Annotated in this window: 20 protein-coding genes; 13 read left to right on the forward strand and 7 right to left on the reverse strand. The window is 71.7% G+C overall.

Annotated elements, in window-relative coordinates; genetic code table 11:
- The first annotated feature begins 20 nt into the window (after positions 1–20).
- Positions 21–1,526: an arabinosylfuranosidase ArfA gene (gene arfA, locus WH85_RS11335; protein ID WP_045741745.1), complete on the forward strand. Its 1,506-nt coding sequence runs from the start codon at positions 21–23 to the stop codon at positions 1,524–1,526.
- A gap of 47 nt (positions 1,527–1,573) precedes the next feature.
- On the opposite strand, the gene WH85_RS11340 is transcribed toward arfA, so the two are convergent.
- A complete protein-coding gene (locus WH85_RS11340; RefSeq protein ID WP_045741746.1) occupies positions 1,574–2,692 on the reverse strand; it encodes an epoxide hydrolase family protein in 1,119 nt (372 codons plus the stop codon).
- A gap of 191 nt (positions 2,693–2,883) precedes the next feature.
- Here WH85_RS11340 and WH85_RS11345 point away from each other — a divergent pair, with 191 nt between their 5' ends.
- Positions 2,884–3,873: a Clp protease N-terminal domain-containing protein gene (locus tag WH85_RS11345; RefSeq protein WP_169792433.1), complete on the forward strand. Its 990-nt coding sequence runs from the start codon at positions 2,884–2,886 to the stop codon at positions 3,871–3,873.
- On the opposite strand, the gene WH85_RS11350 is transcribed toward WH85_RS11345, so the two are convergent.
- On the reverse strand, positions 3,874–4,602 hold the full coding sequence (locus WH85_RS11350) for an SDR family oxidoreductase (protein WP_045741748.1): 729 nt from the start codon (positions 4,600–4,602) through the stop codon (positions 3,874–3,876). It lies immediately after the preceding gene.
- 121 nt (positions 4,603–4,723) lie between these two features.
- Complete coding sequence (locus WH85_RS11355) at positions 4,724–4,942, reverse strand: PLDc N-terminal domain-containing protein (protein ID WP_045741749.1); 219 nt, start codon at positions 4,940–4,942, stop codon at positions 4,724–4,726.
- A gap of 232 nt (positions 4,943–5,174) precedes the next feature.
- On the opposite strand from WH85_RS11355, the gene WH85_RS46900 reads away from it, so the two are divergent.
- From WH85_RS46900 to WH85_RS11400, 9 genes are all read left to right on the forward strand, one after another.
- Positions 5,175–6,074, forward strand: a complete 900-nt coding sequence (locus WH85_RS46900) for a universal stress protein (RefSeq protein WP_052720321.1) — start codon at positions 5,175–5,177, stop codon at positions 6,072–6,074.
- Between the two features lie 58 nt (positions 6,075–6,132).
- Positions 6,133–6,927, forward strand: coding sequence for an SGNH/GDSL hydrolase family protein (locus WH85_RS11365; RefSeq protein WP_052720322.1), 795 nt, complete (start codon positions 6,133–6,135; stop codon positions 6,925–6,927).
- Between the two features lie 18 nt (positions 6,928–6,945).
- Positions 6,946–8,541: a methyl-accepting chemotaxis protein gene (locus WH85_RS11370; RefSeq protein ID WP_045741750.1), complete on the forward strand. Its 1,596-nt coding sequence runs from the start codon at positions 6,946–6,948 to the stop codon at positions 8,539–8,541.
- 86 nt (positions 8,542–8,627) lie between these two features.
- Positions 8,628–9,302, forward strand: coding sequence for a DUF1684 domain-containing protein (locus WH85_RS11375; protein ID WP_045741751.1), 675 nt, complete (start codon positions 8,628–8,630; stop codon positions 9,300–9,302).
- Between the two features lie 4 nt (positions 9,303–9,306).
- Positions 9,307–10,809, forward strand: coding sequence for an ABC transporter substrate-binding protein (locus WH85_RS11380; RefSeq protein WP_045741752.1), 1,503 nt, complete (start codon positions 9,307–9,309; stop codon positions 10,807–10,809).
- The gene (locus WH85_RS11385) at positions 10,809–11,765 is read left to right on the forward strand and encodes an ABC transporter permease (RefSeq protein ID WP_045741753.1); all 957 of its coding nucleotides are present in this window, start codon (positions 10,809–10,811) and stop codon (positions 11,763–11,765) included. The genes WH85_RS11380 and WH85_RS11385 overlap by 1 nt, the downstream gene beginning before the upstream one ends.
- Positions 11,762–12,547, forward strand: a complete 786-nt coding sequence (locus WH85_RS11390; RefSeq protein ID WP_045741754.1) for an ABC transporter permease — start codon at positions 11,762–11,764, stop codon at positions 12,545–12,547. The genes WH85_RS11385 and WH85_RS11390 overlap by 4 nt, the downstream gene beginning before the upstream one ends.
- Positions 12,544–13,326, forward strand: a complete 783-nt coding sequence (locus tag WH85_RS11395) for an ATP-binding cassette domain-containing protein (RefSeq protein ID WP_045741755.1) — start codon at positions 12,544–12,546, stop codon at positions 13,324–13,326. Before WH85_RS11390 ends, WH85_RS11395 begins: the two co-directional genes overlap by 4 nt.
- Positions 13,323–14,057, forward strand: a complete 735-nt coding sequence (locus WH85_RS11400) for an ABC transporter ATP-binding protein (RefSeq protein WP_045741756.1) — start codon at positions 13,323–13,325, stop codon at positions 14,055–14,057. Before WH85_RS11395 ends, WH85_RS11400 begins: the two co-directional genes overlap by 4 nt.
- A gap of 863 nt (positions 14,058–14,920) precedes the next feature.
- On the opposite strand, the gene WH85_RS11405 is transcribed toward WH85_RS11400, so the two are convergent.
- The 4 genes from WH85_RS11405 to WH85_RS11415 all read right to left on the reverse strand — a co-directional run bounded on the left by WH85_RS11405 (position 14,921) and on the right by WH85_RS11415 (position 17,432).
- Positions 14,921–15,271 (reverse strand): hypothetical protein, encoded by a 351-nt coding sequence (locus tag WH85_RS11405; protein WP_045741829.1) that lies wholly within the window; start codon positions 15,269–15,271, stop codon positions 14,921–14,923.
- Between the two features lie 439 nt (positions 15,272–15,710).
- Positions 15,711–15,911 (reverse strand): hypothetical protein, encoded by a 201-nt coding sequence (locus WH85_RS50285; RefSeq protein ID WP_157410935.1) that lies wholly within the window; start codon positions 15,909–15,911, stop codon positions 15,711–15,713.
- A gap of 137 nt (positions 15,912–16,048) precedes the next feature.
- Positions 16,049–16,243 (reverse strand): ferredoxin, encoded by a 195-nt coding sequence (locus tag WH85_RS11410; protein ID WP_045741757.1) that lies wholly within the window; start codon positions 16,241–16,243, stop codon positions 16,049–16,051.
- Positions 16,244–16,247: 4 nt separating this feature from the next.
- Entirely contained in the window at positions 16,248–17,432 is a 1,185-nt protein-coding gene (locus tag WH85_RS11415) for a cytochrome P450 (RefSeq protein WP_211275334.1), read from the reverse strand.
- Between the two features lie 311 nt (positions 17,433–17,743).
- On the opposite strand from WH85_RS11415, the gene WH85_RS11420 reads away from it, so the two are divergent.
- Complete coding sequence (locus WH85_RS11420) at positions 17,744–19,465, forward strand: flavin-containing monooxygenase (protein WP_211275335.1); 1,722 nt, start codon at positions 17,744–17,746, stop codon at positions 19,463–19,465.
- Entirely contained in the window at positions 19,453–19,845 is a 393-nt protein-coding gene (locus tag WH85_RS52215) for an SMP-30/gluconolactonase/LRE family protein (protein WP_063775487.1), read from the forward strand. Before WH85_RS11420 ends, WH85_RS52215 begins: the two co-directional genes overlap by 13 nt.

A 19,845-nucleotide genomic window follows, 5' to 3' on the forward strand; every position in this document is an offset into this window, starting at 1 on the left:
CATCGTCCTGAGGAGTTCCCATGGCTCGCGCCCGCCTCGTCCTCGACCCCGCCTTCCGGGTCGGACCGGTCCACCGGAGGCTGTTCGGCGGTTTCGTCGAACACCTCGGCCGTCACGTGTACGACGGGATCCACGAGCCCGCCCACCCCAGCGCCGGGCCGGACGGGTTCCGCCGTGACGTGATCGACCTGGTCCGCGAGCTGGGCGTCTCGACGATCCGCTACCCGGGCGGCAACTTCGTCTCCGGGTACAACTGGGAGGACGGTGTCGGGCCGGTCGCCGAGCGCCCGCGCCGTCTCGAACTGGCCTGGCACTCGACCGAGACCAACGAGGTGGGCCTGCACGAGTTCCACAGCTGGCTGGAGCAGGTCGGCTCGGACATGATGCTCGCGGTCAACCTGGGCACCCGGGGCACCGAGGCGGCCATGGCCCTGGTGGAGTACGCGAACATCCCGGAGGGCACCGCCCGCACCGAGCAGCGCACCGCCAACGGCCGGGCCGAACCGTTCGGTGTGAAGATGTGGTGCCTGGGCAACGAGATGGACGGCCCGTGGCAGCTCGGCCACCGCAACGCCGAGGACTACGGCAAGCTCGCCTCCCGGACCGCGAAGGCGATGCGGCAGATCGACCGGGACCTGGAGCTGGTGGTCTGCGGGTCGTCGGCCCGGGACATGCCCACCTTCGGCGAGTGGGAACGCGTCGTGCTGGAGCACACGTACGAAGACGTGGACTACATCTCCTGCCACGCCTACTACCAGGAGCACGACGGCGACCTGGCGAGCTTCCTGGCCTCCGGCGTGGACATGGACGCGTTCATCGAGTCGGTGGTGGCGACCGCCGACCACGTCCGGGCCCTCAAGCGCTCCGACAAGAAGATCATGATCTCGTTCGACGAGTGGAACGTCTGGTACCTGACCAAGTGGAAGGAGCGGGAGGCGGAGTTCACCCTCGACGAGTGGCCGGTCGCCCCGCGCCTGCTCGAGGACATCTACTCGGTCGCGGACGCGGTGACCTTCGGCGGTCTGCTGATCAGCCTGCTCAACCACGCGGACCGGGTCACCTCGGCCAGCCTGGCGCAGCTGGTCAACGTGATCGGCCCGATCATGACCGAACCGGGCGGCCCGGCCTGGCGGCAGACCACGTTCTTCCCGTTCGCGGTGACGTCGGCGGCGGCCCGCGGCGACGCGCTGCGGGTGGCCCTGGACGCCGACACCGTGACCACCGAGCGTTTCGGTGAGGTCCCGGTGGTGGCGGCCGCGGCGACCACCGACGGCGCGACCACCACGGTGTTCCTGCAGAACCGGCACCTCACCGAGACGACCACGCTGACCGTCGACGTCACGGCGTTCGCCACGGCCGGCACGGTCACCGCCCGCAGCATCTGGGACGAGGACGTCTACGCCGTCAACGACCTGAAGGACACCCAGCGCGTCGCTCTGCGCACCAACGACACCGCGACGCTCGACGGCGGCGTGCTCACCGTCGAACTGCCCCCGGTCTCCTGGACCGCTGTCACGATCGCCTGACCCCCGATCGCCCGGGCCGTCGTCGTGGCGGCCCGTGCGGCGGCCCGTCAGCGGATCCCGGAGAAGAACGCGACCAGATCCTCCACCAGCAGATCCGGTGCCTCCAGCGCCGGGAAGTGACCGCCGCGGTCGTGCTCGGCCCAGTAACGGATGTCCGGGTAACGCCGGGCGGCCCACCGGCGCGACGGTCGGGGCAACTCGGCGGCGAAGATCGACCCGCCCACCGGCACCCGCACCGGGTCGTCGGCGGCACCGTCGATCCACCCGGCGACCTTCGCGATGCTCTCCGCGTAGAGCCGCGCCGACGACGCCCCCGTGCCGGTCAACCAGTACAGCGCGACCTGGTCCAGGATCTGGTCCCGGGTCAGCCCGCCGTCACTCCAGCTGATCATCTTTTCGGCGATCCACGCGCACAGCCCGGCCGGCGAGTCCACCAGGGAGTATCCGAGGGTCTGCGGCGCGGTCCGGTGCACCTCGGAATAGGCCGACGACGACTGCCCGCGCTCGCGCATCCGCTCCAGCGCCTCCCGCTCCCGGACGGTCGGCTCACCGAGATCGCTCAGGGCGGGACCGGCGAGCGGCGGGACCAGGTGGACACCGGCCACGTGCTCCGGATCGCGGGCCGCCAGCACACTCGACACGCTCGTGCCCCAGTCGCTGCCCGCCGCGCCGTACCGCCGGTAGCCCAGGCCGTCGACCATCAGCCGGGCCCACGCGTCCGCGATCCGCTCGACGCCCCAGCCCGGCTCGGTGGGCTTGCCGCTGAACCCGTAACCCGGCAGCGAGGGCAGCACCACGTCGAAGCCGCGGGCGGTCAGCGGCGCGACCAGACCGGCCAGCTCGAGCACCGAACCGGGCCAGCCGTGCGTGATCACCAACGGAAACGCGCCGGGCGACGCCGACCGCGCGTGCAGCACGTGGACCGTCAGCCCGTCGATCGTCACCAGGTACTGCGGGACCGCGTTGAGCCGCGCCTCGGCCGCCCGCCAGTCGTAGCCGGTGGCCCAGTGGCGGCACAGCTCACGCACGGTCTCCAGCGGCACGCCCTGCGCCCATCCGGGCACGGGCGCGGGTTCGGGCCACCGGGTCCGTTCCAGCCGGTCACGGAGCAGGACCAGATCCTCGTCGGGTACGCACACCCGGTACGGCCGTAGCTCGACAGCCATCGCACCTCCCGTCGTCGTGCACGCATCCTGCCCGTGACACGTGTCGTCCACGCATCCCGCCGGCACCGGGGTCGCCGGCCGCGGGGCCCGCGTGGGGGCGCTCCGGCGAGGGCGGTATCCACCGAAGGGTAGAGGCCGGTTCTGTCCCCGGGCCGAGGCGCGAGGTCGACATGCGCGCCTACCTTCAGTTCATGACCGTTGATTTCTCCGCCGACCGGCGTACCGGCCGGGTCCTGGCCGTCGCCCGTACGCTCGGGGCGGGCACCATCGGCACCGAACATCTGCTGGCCGGGCTGGCCGGCGTCGACTCCGGCGCCCGGGCGGTGCTCGACGACGTCGACCTGACCCGGCCGGTCGTCGAGTTCCTGCTCAGCGGGCGCGGGGGCCGCTGGACCGGACCGGACGGCGTCGAAGTGGTGGACATGCGGGTCGCCGTCGCCGGTAGCGCCCTGACGCCGGGGGCGAACACGGCGCTGGCCCGGTTCATGCAGCGGCCGGCTCCGGCGCGTACCCCGGAGAATCTGCTCGTGGCGCTCCTGGACGACGAGAAGGCCCACGCGGCGGCCATGCTCCGCGCGTGTGGCGCCGAGGTGGCGCGGGTGCGGCGCGCGGCACGCGGCGGGCAGCTCGTGCGGCCCGCGGACCGGGTGGCGCCGGAGTTGCGGGCCGCGCGGGACGTGCTGATCGGCCGGAGCCGCTACCGGGGGAACGGCCTGCGCGACCGGGCGGTGGCGGTGCTGGCCCGAAACCGGGCCGGCCGGGCGGTCACGCCGGTGCCGGCGCGGGCCCGGACCCGGATCGACTACGCGGCGGCGCCGGTGCTGTGGGCGCGGGCGGAGGCGGACGCCATCGCCGGGCGGCGGGGCGGGCGGGCGCGCACCGACGACCTCCTGGTCGGTCTGCTCGCCGCGTACCAGGTCGCCGAGGCCTACCCGCACCTCGTGCACGGCGGGGTGGAGCAGTACGACGGCGTCCGCGACCTGGTGGAGTCCGGTCTCGACTACCGCAGTGCGGCGACCGGCTCGGCGACCCTGGCGCTGGGGGAGGACGCGGTGCCGCCGAGCCGGCTGCTGCGGCCCGGAGCGGACTGGCCGCGGGACACCGCCGAGCTGCTCCGGCGCCTGATGCAGCACCAGGACAACCGGTCCGCGCGGCTGATCCAGGCCTTCGTCCGGGTCTGATCAGAGGGTCGTCAGCCACTCGCGGAACGTCTGCTCGCCTCGAGGCCCCGGGCCGGTAGGCAGCAGGCCGCCGTTGCTCATCGGCCCGGGGACGGGCAGCGGCAGCACCGGGCGGCGGCGGGCGCCACCCGCGGCGACGAGCTGCCGGGCCATGTCGACCAGCGACTCCTCCCGTGGCCCGGCCAGCTCGGGCGCCATCCCCTGCGGTGTCTGCAGCACCATGTCGGCGAGGGCGCCGGCCACCTCGGCGACCGCGATCGGCTGCACCCGCACGGTGGGGACGAGCGCCACCGGTCCGGGGAGGCGGCTCAGGATCTGCCCGGCGAACTCGTGGAACTGGGTCGCCCGCAGGATCGTCCACGGCACCGTGCCGGCCCCGACGAGGGCCTCCTGGCGCAGTTTGCCCGCGTAGTACGGGTTCGGCACCCGGTCGACGCCGACGATCGACAACGTCAGCAGGTGGCTCACCCCGGCGCGGGCGGCGGCGCCGGTCAGGGCCCGCCCGGCCCGGTCGAAGAACTCCACCGACACCGACTTGCTCATCGTGGTCACGTTGCTGACGTCGACGACCGCCTCGGCACCCGCGAGCGCGGCGTCCAGGCCGGTGCCCTGGACCAGGTCGACGCCCCGGGACCGGGAGAGGACGACCGCCTCGTGCCCGCGTGCCTCGACCGCCTCGACGACCAGTCGTCCCGTCAGTCCCGTACCACCGGCGACCGCGACTCTCATGACCTGCTCCCTCACTCGTTCCCGTGGCTGGTGCCATCAGGACGAGGCGCCCGCCCGGCGTGTGACACCGGGGAGGGTGAGCTGGGACACGGCTGTTCCACCCGTGTGCCCGGTGCGGCCGTCACGGCCGGCGGCGGCCGCGGAGCAGGTAGGCGACCGGGCCCAGAGGCTGGACCAGGAGCAACGGCCACCACACCGCCTTGTGGCCGCGGATGTTGGACGGATGGCGGCGCGTCAGGTCGACCGCGGCGTAGACGGTGAGTGCCAGCTCGACCGGCGCCACCACCAGGATCGTGGTGCGCTGCCAGCGGGGGAGTTCCTGCCACGAGGTGCGGGTCATCGCCTCACCGTAAACGCGTCCGGCCCCGGAGCGGGGAAAACCGGAGCCGCCGGTTCCGAAGGTCCCGGCGCGGGCCGGTCCGCCCTGCCGAAGGTCCCGAGCGGGCCGGTCCGCCCTGCCGAAGGTCCCGGGGCGGGCCGGTCCGCCGCGCGTGGCCGGGCGGGACCATCGGCCGCCAACCGATGCCAACCGGCTGTGCCGGAACAGTCACCGCCCGGCATAACGTCCGGTCATGGACAGCGCCGTGACGATCGAGAAGGACCTGCCCGTGGTGGTCGGCGTCGACGGTATGCCGACCGGGCTGCGGGTGGTGGACGTCGCCGCCGCCGAGGCGGCGAGCCGTGGGGTGCCGCTGGTGGTGGTGCACGCCTGGCCGGGCCGGTACGGGCCGTCCCACCGGCGCCGACCGGGTGTGCCGGACCGCGCGCAGGGGCACCACCTGCTGGAACTCGCGGTCATCCGGGCCCGGAACGCGGTGCCGGACCTGGAGGTGCGGGCCGAGCTCACCGACGAGAGCCCGCCGGAGGCGCTGCTGGCCGCCTCCACCCGGGCCGGGCTGCTGGTGGTCGGGCACCGCGCGGACGCCGGGCACGGCTGGGGCCCGACGGCGGCGTACCTGGCACACCACAGTGCCTGCCCGCTGATGGTGCACCGGGGGACGACGCCGCGCCGCGGTCCGGTGGTGGTCGCCGCGTCCGGGGTGCCCAGCGTGACCGTGGGCTGCGGGTTCGCCGCCGCGGCGCGGGCCGGGTCGGCGCTGGTGGCGGTGCATCTGTGGGACGACCCGGAGAGCGGGCGGGGCCGGGCCGCGGCCGACGAACGGCTGGCCGGTGCGGTGGCGCCGTGGTCGTCGGCCTGGTCGCAGGTGCCGTCCCGGCGGCTGCTGATCGGGGCGGTCGACGTGCCGTACACGGTGGACCGTGCCGCCCAGCGGGCCCGTCTCGTGGTGGCCGGCATGGGGCACAAGGGCTGGGTGGTGGAGGTGCTCTACCACACCGGCGCGGCGGGCTCCGGGCGTACGGCGTGCCCGGTGCTGCTGGTTCCGCCCGCCTGGCCACGGCGCCGTGCTCTGCCGCGTACCACCGAGGAGGCCGACGCCCCGCAGAGAGAGCGTGTGGGACACCGGGGTTGAGGCCCGCTGTTAGCATGATCATCGATCACTGCTGGCAGCGCAGAGCCCCGGAGCACGCTTGCTGTACGTCGGACTCGCCGCTCTCGTGACCGCCGTTCTCCTCCCGGTGGTCACGATGGCGATCAATATCAGTCAGATGGCCTGGATCCGTCACGTCATCCCGGTCCCGCAGAGCCCACCACCGCGCGGGCACCTGATCCGCGGCAATCGCCGGAACCCGTCCCGGATCACCGTCGCCGTGGTGGGCGACTCGTTCGCCGCGGGCTACGGCGCGTCCCGGCCCCGGGAGACCCCGGCCGGCCTGATCGCCGGACGGCTGGCCCGGCGTCTCGGCTGCCGGGTCGACCTGGAGTGCCTGGCCGTGATGGGTGCCCGCACGCCGGACCTGACCCCGCAGGTGGACCGGGCCGTCGCGCTGCGCCCGCACCTGGTCCTGCTGTTCGTCGGTGGCAACGACATCACCAACCTGTCCCCGCCCGGCCGGACCGGCCGGGAGCTCGGCGAGCACGTCCGGCGGCTGCGGGCTGCGGGCGCCCGGGTGGTGGTCGGCGGCTGCCCGGACCTGAGCGTGCCGCCGCTGGTCACCCGGCCGCTGACCTGGCTGATGGCCGGCCTGAGCCGGCGGCTGTCGCAGGCCCAGGCCGCGCACGTGCGGGCGGCCGGCGGCGTGTACGTCGACCTGTTCACCGCGCTGAGCCCGGCGTTCTCGGCCTGGCCGCAGCGGATGCTCAGCCCGGACGGCTTCCACCCGTCCGCCGACGGCTACGTGGTCGCCGCCTCCGCGGTGCTGCCGGCGGTGATGGACGCGTGCACGGGCCTGGTTTCTCCGGTTGAGCTGAGTCCGGTGGGGTGAGGATGCGAGGCTGGGCCGATGGCCCGGTTCCGTCTGCTGACCGACCGTCGCGTCGGTACGAAGATCATCCTTGTGGTGCTGGTGGTCGCCGTGCTCAGCGTGGGGGACGGGCTGTTCGCGATGAGCAGCCTCGGCACCATCAACGACCAGGTGAAGGCCGGCTATCAGCACAGCCTGGAGCTGGAGACGATCGGCAACCTGCGGGCCTCGGTGAACCGGGTCTGGCTGGCCGTCGGCGACGACCTGCTGGCCTCCACCACGGACGCCCGCACCACCGCGACCGAGGCGGTCAGCACCGCCGAGGGCCAGGTCCAGGAGTACGCCGACAGGTACGCGGCCTACCCGCTGACCAGCGAGGCAGCCGGCACCCTGGCCGCGTTCCGGACCGCCTGGTCCGACTATCTGAAGGTCCTGGAGAGCAGCCTGTTGCCGCTGGCCGGCACCGGAAGCGCGACCCGGATCAGCGCGGTACGGGCCGACCAGATCGCGCCGCTGATGACCGAGGTGCGCACCCAGCTGACCGCGCTCGCCGAGATGACCGTGCAGGTCACCGCGGAGCAGGAGGAGGCCGCGCAGAGCCGGTACCGGTCCACGGTGTGGCTGGTGCTGGGCATGCTGGTCGTCAGTGCGGTGGTCGGTGTGGTCCTGGCGGTGCTGGCCAGCCGGATGATCGTCCGGCCGTTGTCGCGGTGTGTCGCGGTGCTGGACCGGATCCGCGACGGTGACCTGACGGCCCGCGCCGACGTGGACGGCCGCGACGAGGTGGCCCGGATGGCCGGCGCGCTCAACGACACCGCCGAGGCGATGGCCGGCATGGTGAGCCGGGTGCACGTCAGCGCGGACGTGCTGGCCTCGGCGTCGGAGGAGTTGTCCGCGGTCTCCGGGGAACTGTCGAAGTCGGCCGAGGAGACCGCCGGTCAGGTCGGCGTGGTGTCCCAGTCGGCCGACCAGGTGTCCGAGGGTGTGCAGGCGGTGTCGGCGGGCGCGGACCAGATGGGCGTGTCGATCCGGGAGATCGCCGACAGTGCCAACGAGGCGGCGTCGGTGGCGGCCGAGGCGGCCCGCACGGCGGAGAGCACCAACAGCAGCGTGGCCCGGCTCGGGGAGGCGTCCGCGCAGATCAGCACGGTGGTCGCGTTGATCACCAGCATCGCCGAGCAGACCAATCTGCTGGCCTTGAACGCGACGATCGAGGCGGCCCGGGCGGGGGAGATGGGCAAGGGGTTCGCGGTGGTCGCCGCCGAGGTCAAGGACCTGGCGCAGGAGACCGCGCGGGCCACCCAGGAGATCACCTCGCAGGTCGGGGCGATCCAGACCGAGACCGACGGCGCGGTGGCGGCGATCGGGGAGATCGCCACGGTGATCGCGACGATCAACGACTACGCGACCACGATCGCCGCGGCGGTGGAGGAGCAGACCGCGACGACGGCGGAGATCGCCCGCAGCGTGGGGCGGACCGCGGAGGGTTCGGCGGCGATCGCGGGCACCATCGCCGGGGTGGCGCACGCGGCGCAGCAGGTCACCGCGGGCGCCGGCGAGACCCAGCGGACGGCGGCGGATCTGGCCCGCACCGCGTCCGAGTTGCAGGCCACGGTGGCGGCGTACCGCACCTGAGTGTGACCAGGGTGACCATGGCGTGTAATCCTATCGAAAGAGTAGGGTTGGTCCGGCGATCATCAAGATCAAGTTAAGGACCGACCATGACGGACGAGCATGCCCGCTGGCGGGAGGCGCGCCGCCGTGCCGTCACCGCGCCGACCGGAAACCTCGCACTGATCGAGACCCGGTGGGGCACCGACGACGCGCAGGCCGCTCTCGTGGGGCAGCCGGAGACCGTGACCAGCAGCACGCTGCGGCGCACGGACCCGCACACCGGCGCCGAACAGCACGGGATCCGGCTCTGGGACGCGGCGTCCCCGGCGATCCGGGACTTCGAGGACATCGACGTCTACCCGTACGACGAGAAGTGGGTCCTGACGGCCCGCTACCGTGACGTGCCCGGCGAGCGCCGGATCCCCTTCGCACACGCGCAGGACGTCGGGTTCACCCGGGACCTGCCGGTGCCGGGCGATCTTCACCTGACGCTCGCGGGACAGGACTACACGCTGAGCGCGTTCGACGATGACGGCCGGCTGCTGCTGGTCTTCGGCGACCCGACGAACCGGACCGAGACCTACGGCTCGGGGCGGTTCCTCTTCGTCGACCGCGAGCCGGGCCAGGAGACCGTCACCCTGGACTTCAACCGGGCGTTCGTGCCGCCGTGCGGCTTCTCGGAGCACTACAACTGCCCGCTCCCGCCCGCGCAGAACCGCCTGGCCGTGCCGGTCGAGGCGGGCGAGAAGCGCCCGATGTTCCGCCCCTCCCTGGAGATATAGAGACATGCAGAGAAGGACCCTGATTCGCGCGCTGGCGGCGGTCACCGCCCTCGGCACCCTGGCGGCCTGCGGCGACTCCTCCGATTCCGCCGCTTCCACGTCCGGCGCCGACGCGATCATCCAGATCGGTTCGCTGTACGAGCCGCAGAACCTGGACAACACCGCCGGCGGCGGCCAGGGCGTGACCGAGGCGCTCAACGGCAACGTGTACGAGGGCCTGTTCACGCTCACCGACAGCGGCAAGGTCGAGCCGCTGCTCGCCAAGGAGAACACGGTCAGCGCCGACGGCCTGACCTACACCTTCACCCTCCAGCCGAACGTGAAGTTCCACTCCGGCAAGGCGCTGACCTCGGCCGACGTCAAGGCCAGCATCGAAGCCGTGACCGCGGAGAACTCCAAGTCGGCCCGCAAGAGCAGCCTGCCGGAGATCAAGGAGATCGCCACCCCGGACGACGCCACGGTCGTGGTGACGCTCGGCGCGCGGTCGATCTCGTTCGTCTACAACCTCAGCTACATCTGGATCGTGAACTCCGCGGCCACCGACCGGACCACGGCCGCCGACGGCACCGGTCCCTACAAACTGGGCGAGTGGAAGCGGGGCTCGACGCTCACGCTGACCCGCTCGGACAGCTACTGGGGTACGGCCGCGAAGAACGCCGGTGTGGTGTTCCACTACTTCACCGACGCGACGGCGCTGAACAACGCGCTGCTCACCAATGCGGTCGACGTGGTCACCAGCGAGCAGAGCCCGGACGCGCTGGCCCAGTTCACCGGCAATGCGGCGTACACGGTGAACAACGGCCAGTCGACCACCAAGCTGCTGCTGGCGTACAACGACAAGGTCGAGCCCTTCAACAACGTGAAGGTGCGCCAGGCGCTGAGCCAGGCGATCGACGACGAGAAGCTGCGCACCTCGATCTGGGGCGAGTACGGCACCGCGATCGGCTCGATGGTCCCGCCGAGCGACCCGTGGTACGAGGATCTGACCGCCGTCAACGCCTACAACGTGGATGCGGCGAAGGCTCTTCTCACCGAGGCCGGGTTCCCGAACGGTTTCGCGTTCACGCTGGACACCCCGAACTACGACCCGCACCCGACCGCGGCCACGTTCATCAAGACCGAACTCGCCAAGATCGGCGTGACCGTCACGATCAACACGATCACGTCCGACGAGTGGTACACCAAGGTCTACAAGGAGCGGAACTTCCAGGCGACGCTCCAGGAGCACGTCAACGACCGCGACGTCGTCTGGTACGGCAACCCGGACTTCTACTGGGGCTACAGCAACACCCAGGTCACCCAGCTGATCGAAGCGGCCGAACAGGCCACGACGACTGACGAGCAGACCGCCCTGCTCAAGCAGGCCAACAAGATCATCGCGGCGGAGGCGGCCAGCGACTGGCTCTACCTCTACCCGCAGATCGTGGTCGCCTCGTCGAAACTCCAGGGCTACCCGGTCAACGGGCTCAACGCCCAGTTCTTCGCCTACGGGATCACCAAGAGCTGATGATCCCGTACCTGCTGCGACGGACGGCGATCCTCATCGGATCGCTCGTCCTCGCGGCGGTGGCGCTGTTCGTGCTGCTCCGCCTCCTGCCGGGCGACCCGGCCAACGCCCTGCTCCCGGTCGGCGCGACCGCCGAGCAGATCGAGGCCGCCCGGCAGGCGCTCGGCACGGACACCCCACTGCCCACCCAGTTCCTCACCTGGCTGGCAGACGTCGCCACCCTGGACCTCGGACAGTCCCTGATCAGCACCCTCCCGGTCGGCCCCGAGATCGCCGCGCGGCTGCCGGTCACCGTGCCGCTGACCCTCGCCGCCTTCGTGCTCGCGGTACTGGTCGCGGTCCCGGTCGGGGTGTTCGCCGCGGCCCGCGCCGACCGCTGGTACGGCCCGGTGATCAACGCGGTCGCCCAGTTCGGCATCGCGGTGCCGGCGTTCTGGGTCGGCCTGCTGCTGATCACCACCTTCGCGTTACGACTCCAGGTGCTCCCGGCCGGTGGCTTCCCCCCGGACGGCTGGGCGTCACCGGACCTCGCGATCGAGGCACTGATCCTGCCGGTGGTCACCGTCGCGCTGGTCATGTCGGCCTCCCTCATCCGGTACGTACGAGCCGCCACCCTGGACGTCCTCGACGCCGACTACCTGCGCACCGCACGGGCGCTCGGCGAATCCCCGGTCGAGGCGTTCCGGCGGCACGGCCTGCGCAACGCCTCCGTCCCGGTGATCGCCGTCCTGGCCATGGAACTCGCCACCACCTTCCTCGGCGCGGTCGTGGTCGAGAGCGTGTTCGCGCTGCCCGGACTCGGCGGGATGCTCACCAAGGGGATCAGCCAGCACGACTACCCGGTCATCCAGGGCGTGATGCTGGTCAGCACCGCGACGGTCCTGCTCGTCGGGTTCGCCGGGGACGTCGTCCAGCGGCTCGTCGACCCCCGGCTGCGGCAGCGGGCCGCGTCGTGAGCCGCCGGTCGTTGCACCTCGGCATCGGGCTGACACTCGTGCTGGTGGTCACGGGGGCGGTGCTCGTCTCGTACCTGCACCTGCCGTTCTCCCCGGACGACACCTCCGGCGGGCGCCTCGCCCCACCCGGCGGCGACCACCTCCTCGGCACCGACAAACTGGGCCGGGACCTGCTCACCCAACTGCTGATCGGCGGCCGGGTCGCCCTCGGCACCGCGCTCGGTGCGGTCGCGGTCGGCGGCGTGCTCGGCGTCAGCGCCGGCCTGCTCGCCGGGTTCGCCACCCGCTGGCTCGACGACACCGTCGCCGTGGTGCTGGACATCCTGATCGCGTTCCCCACCCTGCTGCTGGCGATGCTGCTGGTCGCCGGTGCGGGCGCCTCCCTGGGCACGGCGATCCTGGCGATCGGGCTGGCCATGGCGGCGATCGTGGCCCGGCTCACCCGGGTGCTGGTCAAGCAGGTGCTGTCCCGCGACTACATCACCGCGGCCCGGGTCGCCGGAGTGTCCTGGCCGCGGATCGTGGCCAGCCACGTGCTGCCGAACATCGGGCCGGTCGTCCTGGTCAACCTGGCGCTGCAGGCCGGCCTGGCGGTGCTCGCCGAGGCGAGCCTGTCGTATCTGGGGCTGGGCACACCACCGCCGAACGCGTCCTGGGGGCGGATGCTCTTCGAGGCGCAGGCGAGCGTCCTGACCGCGCCGGTGGCCGCGCTCGCCCCCGGGATCGCCCTGGTCATCCTGGTCATAGGCATCAACCTCACGGCGGACGGGCTACGCAGATGAGTCTCCTCACCGTGGACGGCCTGACCGTCCGCGCCCCCGGCGGCCGGGTCTTGGTGGACGACGTCTCCTTCACGGTGGCGCCGGGCGACCGGGTCGGCCTGCTCGGCGAATCCGGATCCGGCAAGTCGCTGACCGCCCTCGCCGTGATCGGCCTGCTGCCCCGCGGCATCACCGCCACCGGCGAGATCCGCCTCGACGGCGCCGACATGCTCCGCAAACCGCGGGGCCGGGGAAGTGTGGCGGCGACCGTCTTCCAGGAACCGCTGACCGCGCTCGACCCGCTGATGACCGCCGGCAAGCAGATCGCCCTGCCGCTGCGCCGCTTCCGGGGACTGCGCGGCACCGCCCTGCGCGACGGCGTGCACGCCGCACTGGACGAGGTGCTGCTCACCGACACGGAGCGGATCGCCCGGTCCTATCCGCACCAGCTCTCCGGCGGCCAGCGGCAACGCGTCGCCATCGCGATGGCCCTCGCCTGCCGCCCGAAACTGATCATCGCCGACGAGCCGACGACGGCACTCGACGTGACCGTGCAGGCGGAGATCCTCGACCTGCTCGACCGGATCGTCGCCACCCACGGCACGTCGCTGCTGTTCATCACCCACGACCTGCCGGTGGCCGCCCGCATCGTCCGCGACAGCCACGTGCTGCGCGCCGGCAGGATCGTGGAATCCGGTCCGATCGCCGCCCTCGTCGAGAACCCGGCCCACGACTACACCCGCACGCTCGTCGCGAGCGCCCGCCGCTTCGACGAGGCTCTGGAACGGACCCGCCGATGATCCTCTCCGCAGACGGCGTCGGTTTCGGGTACCGCCGCGGCGCGCCCATCCTCACCGACATCTCCCTGGACATCCAGGCCGGCCGCAACCTCGCCCTGGTCGGCGAATCCGGCGCAGGCAAGAGCACCCTGCTGCGCCTGCTCCTCGGCCTGGCCCGCCCCACCACCGGCGTGATCCGCTTCGACGGCGCACCGCTGACCGTCGGACGCCCGTTCCGCCGCGCCGTCCAAGCCGTCTTCCAGGACCCGTACTCGTCCCTCGACCCCCGCCACCGCATCGGCCGCATCGTTGCGGAACCCCTGCGCGGCCTCGGCCTCGGCGCCGACCCGGCGAAGGTGACGGCCGCCCTCGACGCGGTCGGCCTGCCCGCCGACACCGCCGGCCGCTACCCGCACGAATTCTCCGGCGGCCAGCGGCAGCGCATCGCCATCGCCCGCGCCATCGTCGGCAACCCGCGCCTGCTCCTCGCCGACGAGCCGGTCAGCGCCCTGGACCTGACCACCCGCGTGCGCATCGTCGACCTGCTGGCGTCCCTCTGCTCATCGCACGGCCTGACGATCATGCTGGTCTCGCACGACCTCGGGGTGGTCGCGGAACTCTGCGCCTGGACGGCGGTCCTGGAGAGCGGCAGGCTGGTCGAGCAGGGCGAGACCGCGGCGGTCCTGGGCCGGCCGTCGCACCCTTACACCCAGCGGTTGCTGGCCAGCGTGCCCCGGTTGCCGCTTTCTTAGAGGTACGAGCAAGGCGGGCTCCCGCGGTGGCACTAACCTATCGGGCGCTCGCCGGGAGGCGGGTGCCCGGCGGGGTCACCGCTGCGGTGTGGCCCACTCCGTGGTCCCGGGGTGCGGCTCGACGCTCTCGGCGGCGGTTCCGCTTTCTCCGGCCGGGGGTTCGGTGCTTCCGACCGTGGGTCCGGTGCTTCCGGCCGTGGGTTCGGTGCTTCCGGCCGCGCCAGGACGGCCAAGCCGTGGGCGGCGGGGGGAAGGCCGCCGATGAGCAGGGACACCGGCCAGGAGAGGCCCAGCACCAGAACCCCGAACACAGTGAACGTCACGGCGATGAGTGCCGACATGAGCGCGTAGGCCCGGTTGCTCATCCCATCCCGATTCCCTCAATCGATCGGCAGTAATCAGTCAGCCACCCGGTCCCCGAAATTCGGATCTTCTCCCCATATTTCATCCCGTCCCGTCGCCATTTGCGGAATCCCTACCGAAGTAGTCACCCTGGCCCCTGATCTTCTCTACTGCCCTCCCACGCACTCCAGCCGTCGCCAAGGTCGCTGTCAGCTCCCGAATGGACCACAGCCGTCGACCGGACCCGCAACGAATACGCCGCCCTCAACGGCGGCTCGAATCCTCCAGCCGTCATCCAGGGCCGTTTCCGGTGTCCGGAGGAACCATTGCCGACGGCTGGACTTGCGGGGCCGTCGTCCATGGCTGTTCGGGCCGCGCTACTAAGCCCTCGACGACGGCAAGGACGGCCTGGCTGTCGGCTGTTGGCCTGTGCGGCGGGGTCCAGCTCCGGCCCCGGATTCTCGGCGGCGTACGGCCTGGGGGACAAGCTCGGGCCCTCTCGGCCGGCGACTGTCGGCGGGTCAGAGTTTTTCGGGTCGGCCGGGGCGGGGTGCCGGGATCACGGAGAGCTCCAGGATGTCCGGCAGCGCCGCCCTTCCCGGCCCGCCGTCACGCACCCAGTCGACGATGTCGCCCAGCACCGTGTCGTCGAGGACCAGGCCGAACCATACCGGCCGCGCGCCCCGTCGCCGGGCTTCCGGCGCCGGGTGCACCACCAGCACGTTCGACTGGGCGCACACGTCGAGGCACAGGCTGGTCCGGACCCGATGGCCGGCCGGTAACGCCTCCCGCAGCCGTTCGATCTGGGCCGCGTGGTCCACCCCGGGATGTTTGGTCAGGCTGCCGCAGCAGCAGTCCCGGCACACCGTCAGCGTGCATCCTTGCTTTTCACTGTCCGCCACGCCCCCACCGTAGCGACTCCATGATCAACTACGCTGTCCCGGTGTCACCCCGCGCAGCACGTCTGACCGCTCTGCCCACGGCCTTCTGACCTTCGGTCTCGTGGTGTTCAGCAAGTTCGTCCTGATGCAGTACACCTTGCGGCTCCCTCGGCCGACCTGTCCCTCATCGCGTTCCTGGGCGTCATGGTCGTGAGCTTCGCGTTGCCGGCCGGTACCTGGTTCTTCCTGACGCGGAGTGCCCGCCGCCGCCCGGCCGCCTGGTCGATCGAGCAGGGTCGTTTCGTGGTCCCGGCCTCGCCGGACGTGTACGGATACCAGGCCATCGTCGCCTGTTTCTGGACAAGCCGTTCACCTTCCCGGGCCGTTCGCTCCACATCACCCCGGAGTTCCTGGCCTTCACCGCCGCCCACTACCGCGACGTCCCGGACTCCCGTGAGCTGATCGGCACCCCTGAAGGGCTGGCCGCGTTGCAGGCCGCCCACCAGCCCTGACCGCCGGCGAGGGCGGGATCACCGAGCACGCCCGTCAGGAAGGCGAGCCCGGCTGGGCGGTAGGCGGCCGCACTGACCGGCTTCGAGGTGACGCCCGGCCGGGCGGTAGGCGGCCGCACTGACCGGCTTCGAGGTGACGCCCGGCTCACGCGTACCCGGAAGAGGATCAGGCCGCGGGCCGGCAGCCGCACCCAGAAGGTATGCGCCACTGCCGGCCCGCGGCCCGCGACCACTGGTCAGTGACCAGTGACCAGCGTCAGTCCTGGACGCGGATGGCGACCGCCGGGCAGACCGCCGCCGCGTGGTGCACGTCGTCCGCGTCGGTGTCGCCGGGGGTGGACGTGAGCAGCACGGCGATCCCGTCCTCGTCGCGCTGGTCGAACACGTCGGGGGCGGCCATCACGCACTGGCCGGAGGCGACGCACTTGTCCTGATCGAGTGTGATCTTCATGGTTTCACCAGCTCACCGGGAGTTCGTAGACGCCGTAGACGGCGCCGTCGTGTTTGAACGGGATCGCGTCGAGCTCGGTGGCGCGGCGCAGCGTGGGGATGCGGCGGTAGAGGGTGCTGTAGACGACCTGCAGCTCCAGCCGGGCCAGCGGCTGGCCGAGGCACTGGTGGACGCCGAATCCGAAGGCGACGTGCCGCCGGGCGTCCCGGGTCAGGTCGAGGTCGTCCGGCGCGTCGAACATCGACGGGTCGCGGTTGCCGATGTCGTTGGCCATGATGACGCCCTCGCCGGCCCGGATGGTGACGCCGGCGATGTCGATGTCCTCGAGGGCGGCCCGGCGGCGCCCGGTGTGGGTGATGTTGAGGTACCGCAGGAGTTCCTCGACCGCGGACGCGACCAGTTTCGGGTCGTCGGAGTCGCGGAGCAGGGCGAGCTGGTCCGGGTGTTCGAGCAGCGCCAGGGTGCCGAGCGCGATCATGTTGGCGGTGGTCTCGTGGCCGGCGACCAGCAGCAGCACGCCGATCCCGGCGGCGTCGGAGCGTTTCAGTTCGCCGCCGCGGACCCGTTCGGCGAGTTGGGAGAGCAGGCCGTCGTCCGGGTGGTCGAGTTTGCTGCCGATCAGGTCGTCCAGGTAGTCGTGCAGTGCCGTGAAGGAGGCGCTGCGTTCCTCGATCGGGACGGACCGGCTGATCAGGTTGCGGCTGTGGCCCTGGAACAGGTCGTGGTCGGTGTACGGGACGCCGAGCAGTGCGCAGATGACCAGGGACGGGACCGGAAGGGCGAACGCCTCGACGAGGTCGACCGGGCGTGGTCCGGCGAGCATCTCGTCGATCAGGTCGTCGACGATCTTCTGGATCGCGGGGCGCAGCGCCTCGACCCGTTTGATGGCGAACGGGGCGGTGACCATGCGGCGCAGCCGGGCGTGTTCGGGGTCGTCCATCAGGATGAAGCCGATGCTGCCGCCGCCTTTGCTGTCGCGGGGCCGGGCCGGGCCGGGCAGCGGGTAGCCGGGGCTGTCGATGGCGGCGCTGAGCCGCTGGTCGGCGAGCAGGGTGCGCTGTTCGGCGTGCCGGGTGACCAGCCACGGGGTGGAGCCGTCCCACAGTCGTACCCGGGTCAGTGGCGCCTGGTCCTGAAGGTCGTGCAGTGCGGGTGGTGGGTCGAACGGGCAGGCGGCCGCTCGCTCCATGGGGAAGAAGGGGGGAGCGGTGTCGTTCACCATCGGGCGGATTACCTCCTCGAACAGGGCCGTGTGCCGCGGCCGTTTCGGGTGGATTGGTGCCGTTCTTCGCCGTCGAGTCAACTCCTGTCACGACTTTCAGTCAAGTGACTGATTTTTCATGATCGACTGCTCCGAGTGAGTGTTCCCACAGCGCGGCGACAGACCTGCAGCTGACCGCGCTGCCATCGACGGACACCACCAGCCAGTCACTTGACTTAAAATTGGCCCGACGCTTAGCTACGGACGAAACCCCCGGTACCGCTCAGAAAGGTACGACGTTGGATCTCCAAGCGCTGCGTTCCAAGTACAAGGCGGAACGCGACCGCCGCATCCGCCCCGACGGCGCGACGCAGTACCAGCGGACCACCGGCGAATTCGGCTACTACGCGACCGACCCGTACACGCCCCGGACCGAGCGGGAACCGCTCACCGACCGCGTCGAGGCCCTCGTGATCGGCGGCGGCTTCGGCGGCCTGCTCACCGGCGCCCGGCTCCGGCAGGCCGGCGTCGGCAGCATCCGGATGCTCGACGAGGCCGGCGACTTCGGCGGCACCTGGTACTGGAACCGCTACCCCGGCATCCACTGCGACATCGAGTCGACCGTCTACATGCCGCTGCTGGAGGAGGTCGGCTACGTCCCGAAGTGGCGCTACGCCCCCGGCGAGGAGATCCGGCAGCACGCGGTCGCCATCGCCGAGCACTTCGGCCTCTACGACGACGCCGTCTTCCAGACCCGGGTCACCGAGCTGCGCTGGGACGACGAAGCGGCCGAGTGGACCGTGCGCACCGACCGCGGCGACGTGATGCGCGCCCGCTGGGTGATCGTCTCCTCCGGCACGCTCACCCAGCCGAAACTCCCCGGCATCCCGGGCATCGAGTCGTTCCGCGGGCACACCTTCCACACCAGCCGCTGGGACTCCGGCTACGACCTGGCCGGCAAGCGTGTCGGCGTGGTCGGCACCGGCGCCACCGGCATCCAGGTCATCCCGCAGATCGCCGGGACCGCCGAACACCTCTACGTCTTCCAGCGCACCCCCACCTCGGTCGACGTCCGGGACAACCGCCCGATCGACCCGGAGTGGGCGGCGAACCTGGAACCGGGCTGGCAGCAGAAGCGGATGGACAACTTCCTCGCCGTGGTCACCGGCGCCGAGACCGACCAGGACATGGTCGGCGACGGCTGGACCAGCACGCCCGCCCTGCAGCGCACCTTCCTGGTCGGCACCGGCAGCGGCCTCAGCGACGAGGAGCTGGAAGAGGCCGACGCCGTCAAGATGGACGAGATCCGCGCCCGGGTGGCGACCGTCGTCGACGACCCGGCCACCGCCGAACTGCTCAAACCGTGGTACCGCTACATGTGCAAGCGTCCCGGGTTCAGCGACCTCTACCTGCAGACGTTCAACCGGCCCGACGTGACCCTGGTCGACACCGCCGACGTCGGCGGCATCACCCGGATGACCGAGAACGAGGTCGTCGTCGGGGAGACCGCCTACCCGGTCGACTGCGTCATCTTCGCCACCGGCTTCGAGGTGGGCGTCTCCGGCGTCGTCTCCGGCACCCTCCCGGTGTACGGGCGCGACGGCCTGCCGCTGCTGCACCACTGGGCGAAGGGACCGCGTACCCTGCACGGCTTCTACAGTCACGGCTTCCCCAACCTGTTCCACCTCGGATCGATGCAGAACGCCGCGTCGGTCAACTTCGTCCACGTGCTGCAGGAGCAGGCGGGACACATCGCCGCCGTCGTCGCCGAGGCCGGCAAGCGGGGTGTCCAGCGCGTCGAGCCGACCGCGGAGGCCGAGGAGTCCTGGGTGGCCACGATCCGCGAGACCGCGCCGGACACCTTCACGTTCCAGGCCGAGTGCACCCCGGGCTACTACAACAACGAGGGCCGTCCCCGGCCGGTGAGCCACTCCTACGGTCCCGGGCCGGTCGTCTTCCACGAACTGCTGCGCCGGTGGCGTACCGAGGGCGGCATGGACGAGGTGCTGTGGAACGCCTGACCGGACACAGCCCGCTGCGCGGCGCGAACGGGGTCGCCTTCGGCCCCGACGGTCGCCTGCACGTCGCCGAGTTCCTGGCCGGCCGGATCAGCGCGGTCGACCTGCGGACCGGCGACGTGCAGACGGTGGTCGACTCCACCGGTCCGATCCAGGCGCCGGACGATCTCGCGTTCGGCGCGGACGGCTCGATGTACGTCACCGACCTCGTCCCCGGCCGCGTCTGGCGCCGCGACCCGGCCGGCGTGTTCACCCTGGTCGCCGAGGGACTGTCCGCGCCGAACGGGATCACCTGCGTCGGTGACCGCCTGTTCGTCAACGAGATGTCCCCGGCGGCCGCCTGCTGGAACTGTTCCCCGGCGGCGGCGAGCCGCGCGTCCTGA

The organism is Actinoplanes rectilineatus (genome assembly GCF_000962825.1).
Taxonomy (GTDB): Bacteria; Actinomycetota; Actinomycetes; order Mycobacteriales; family Micromonosporaceae; genus Actinoplanes; species Actinoplanes rectilineatus.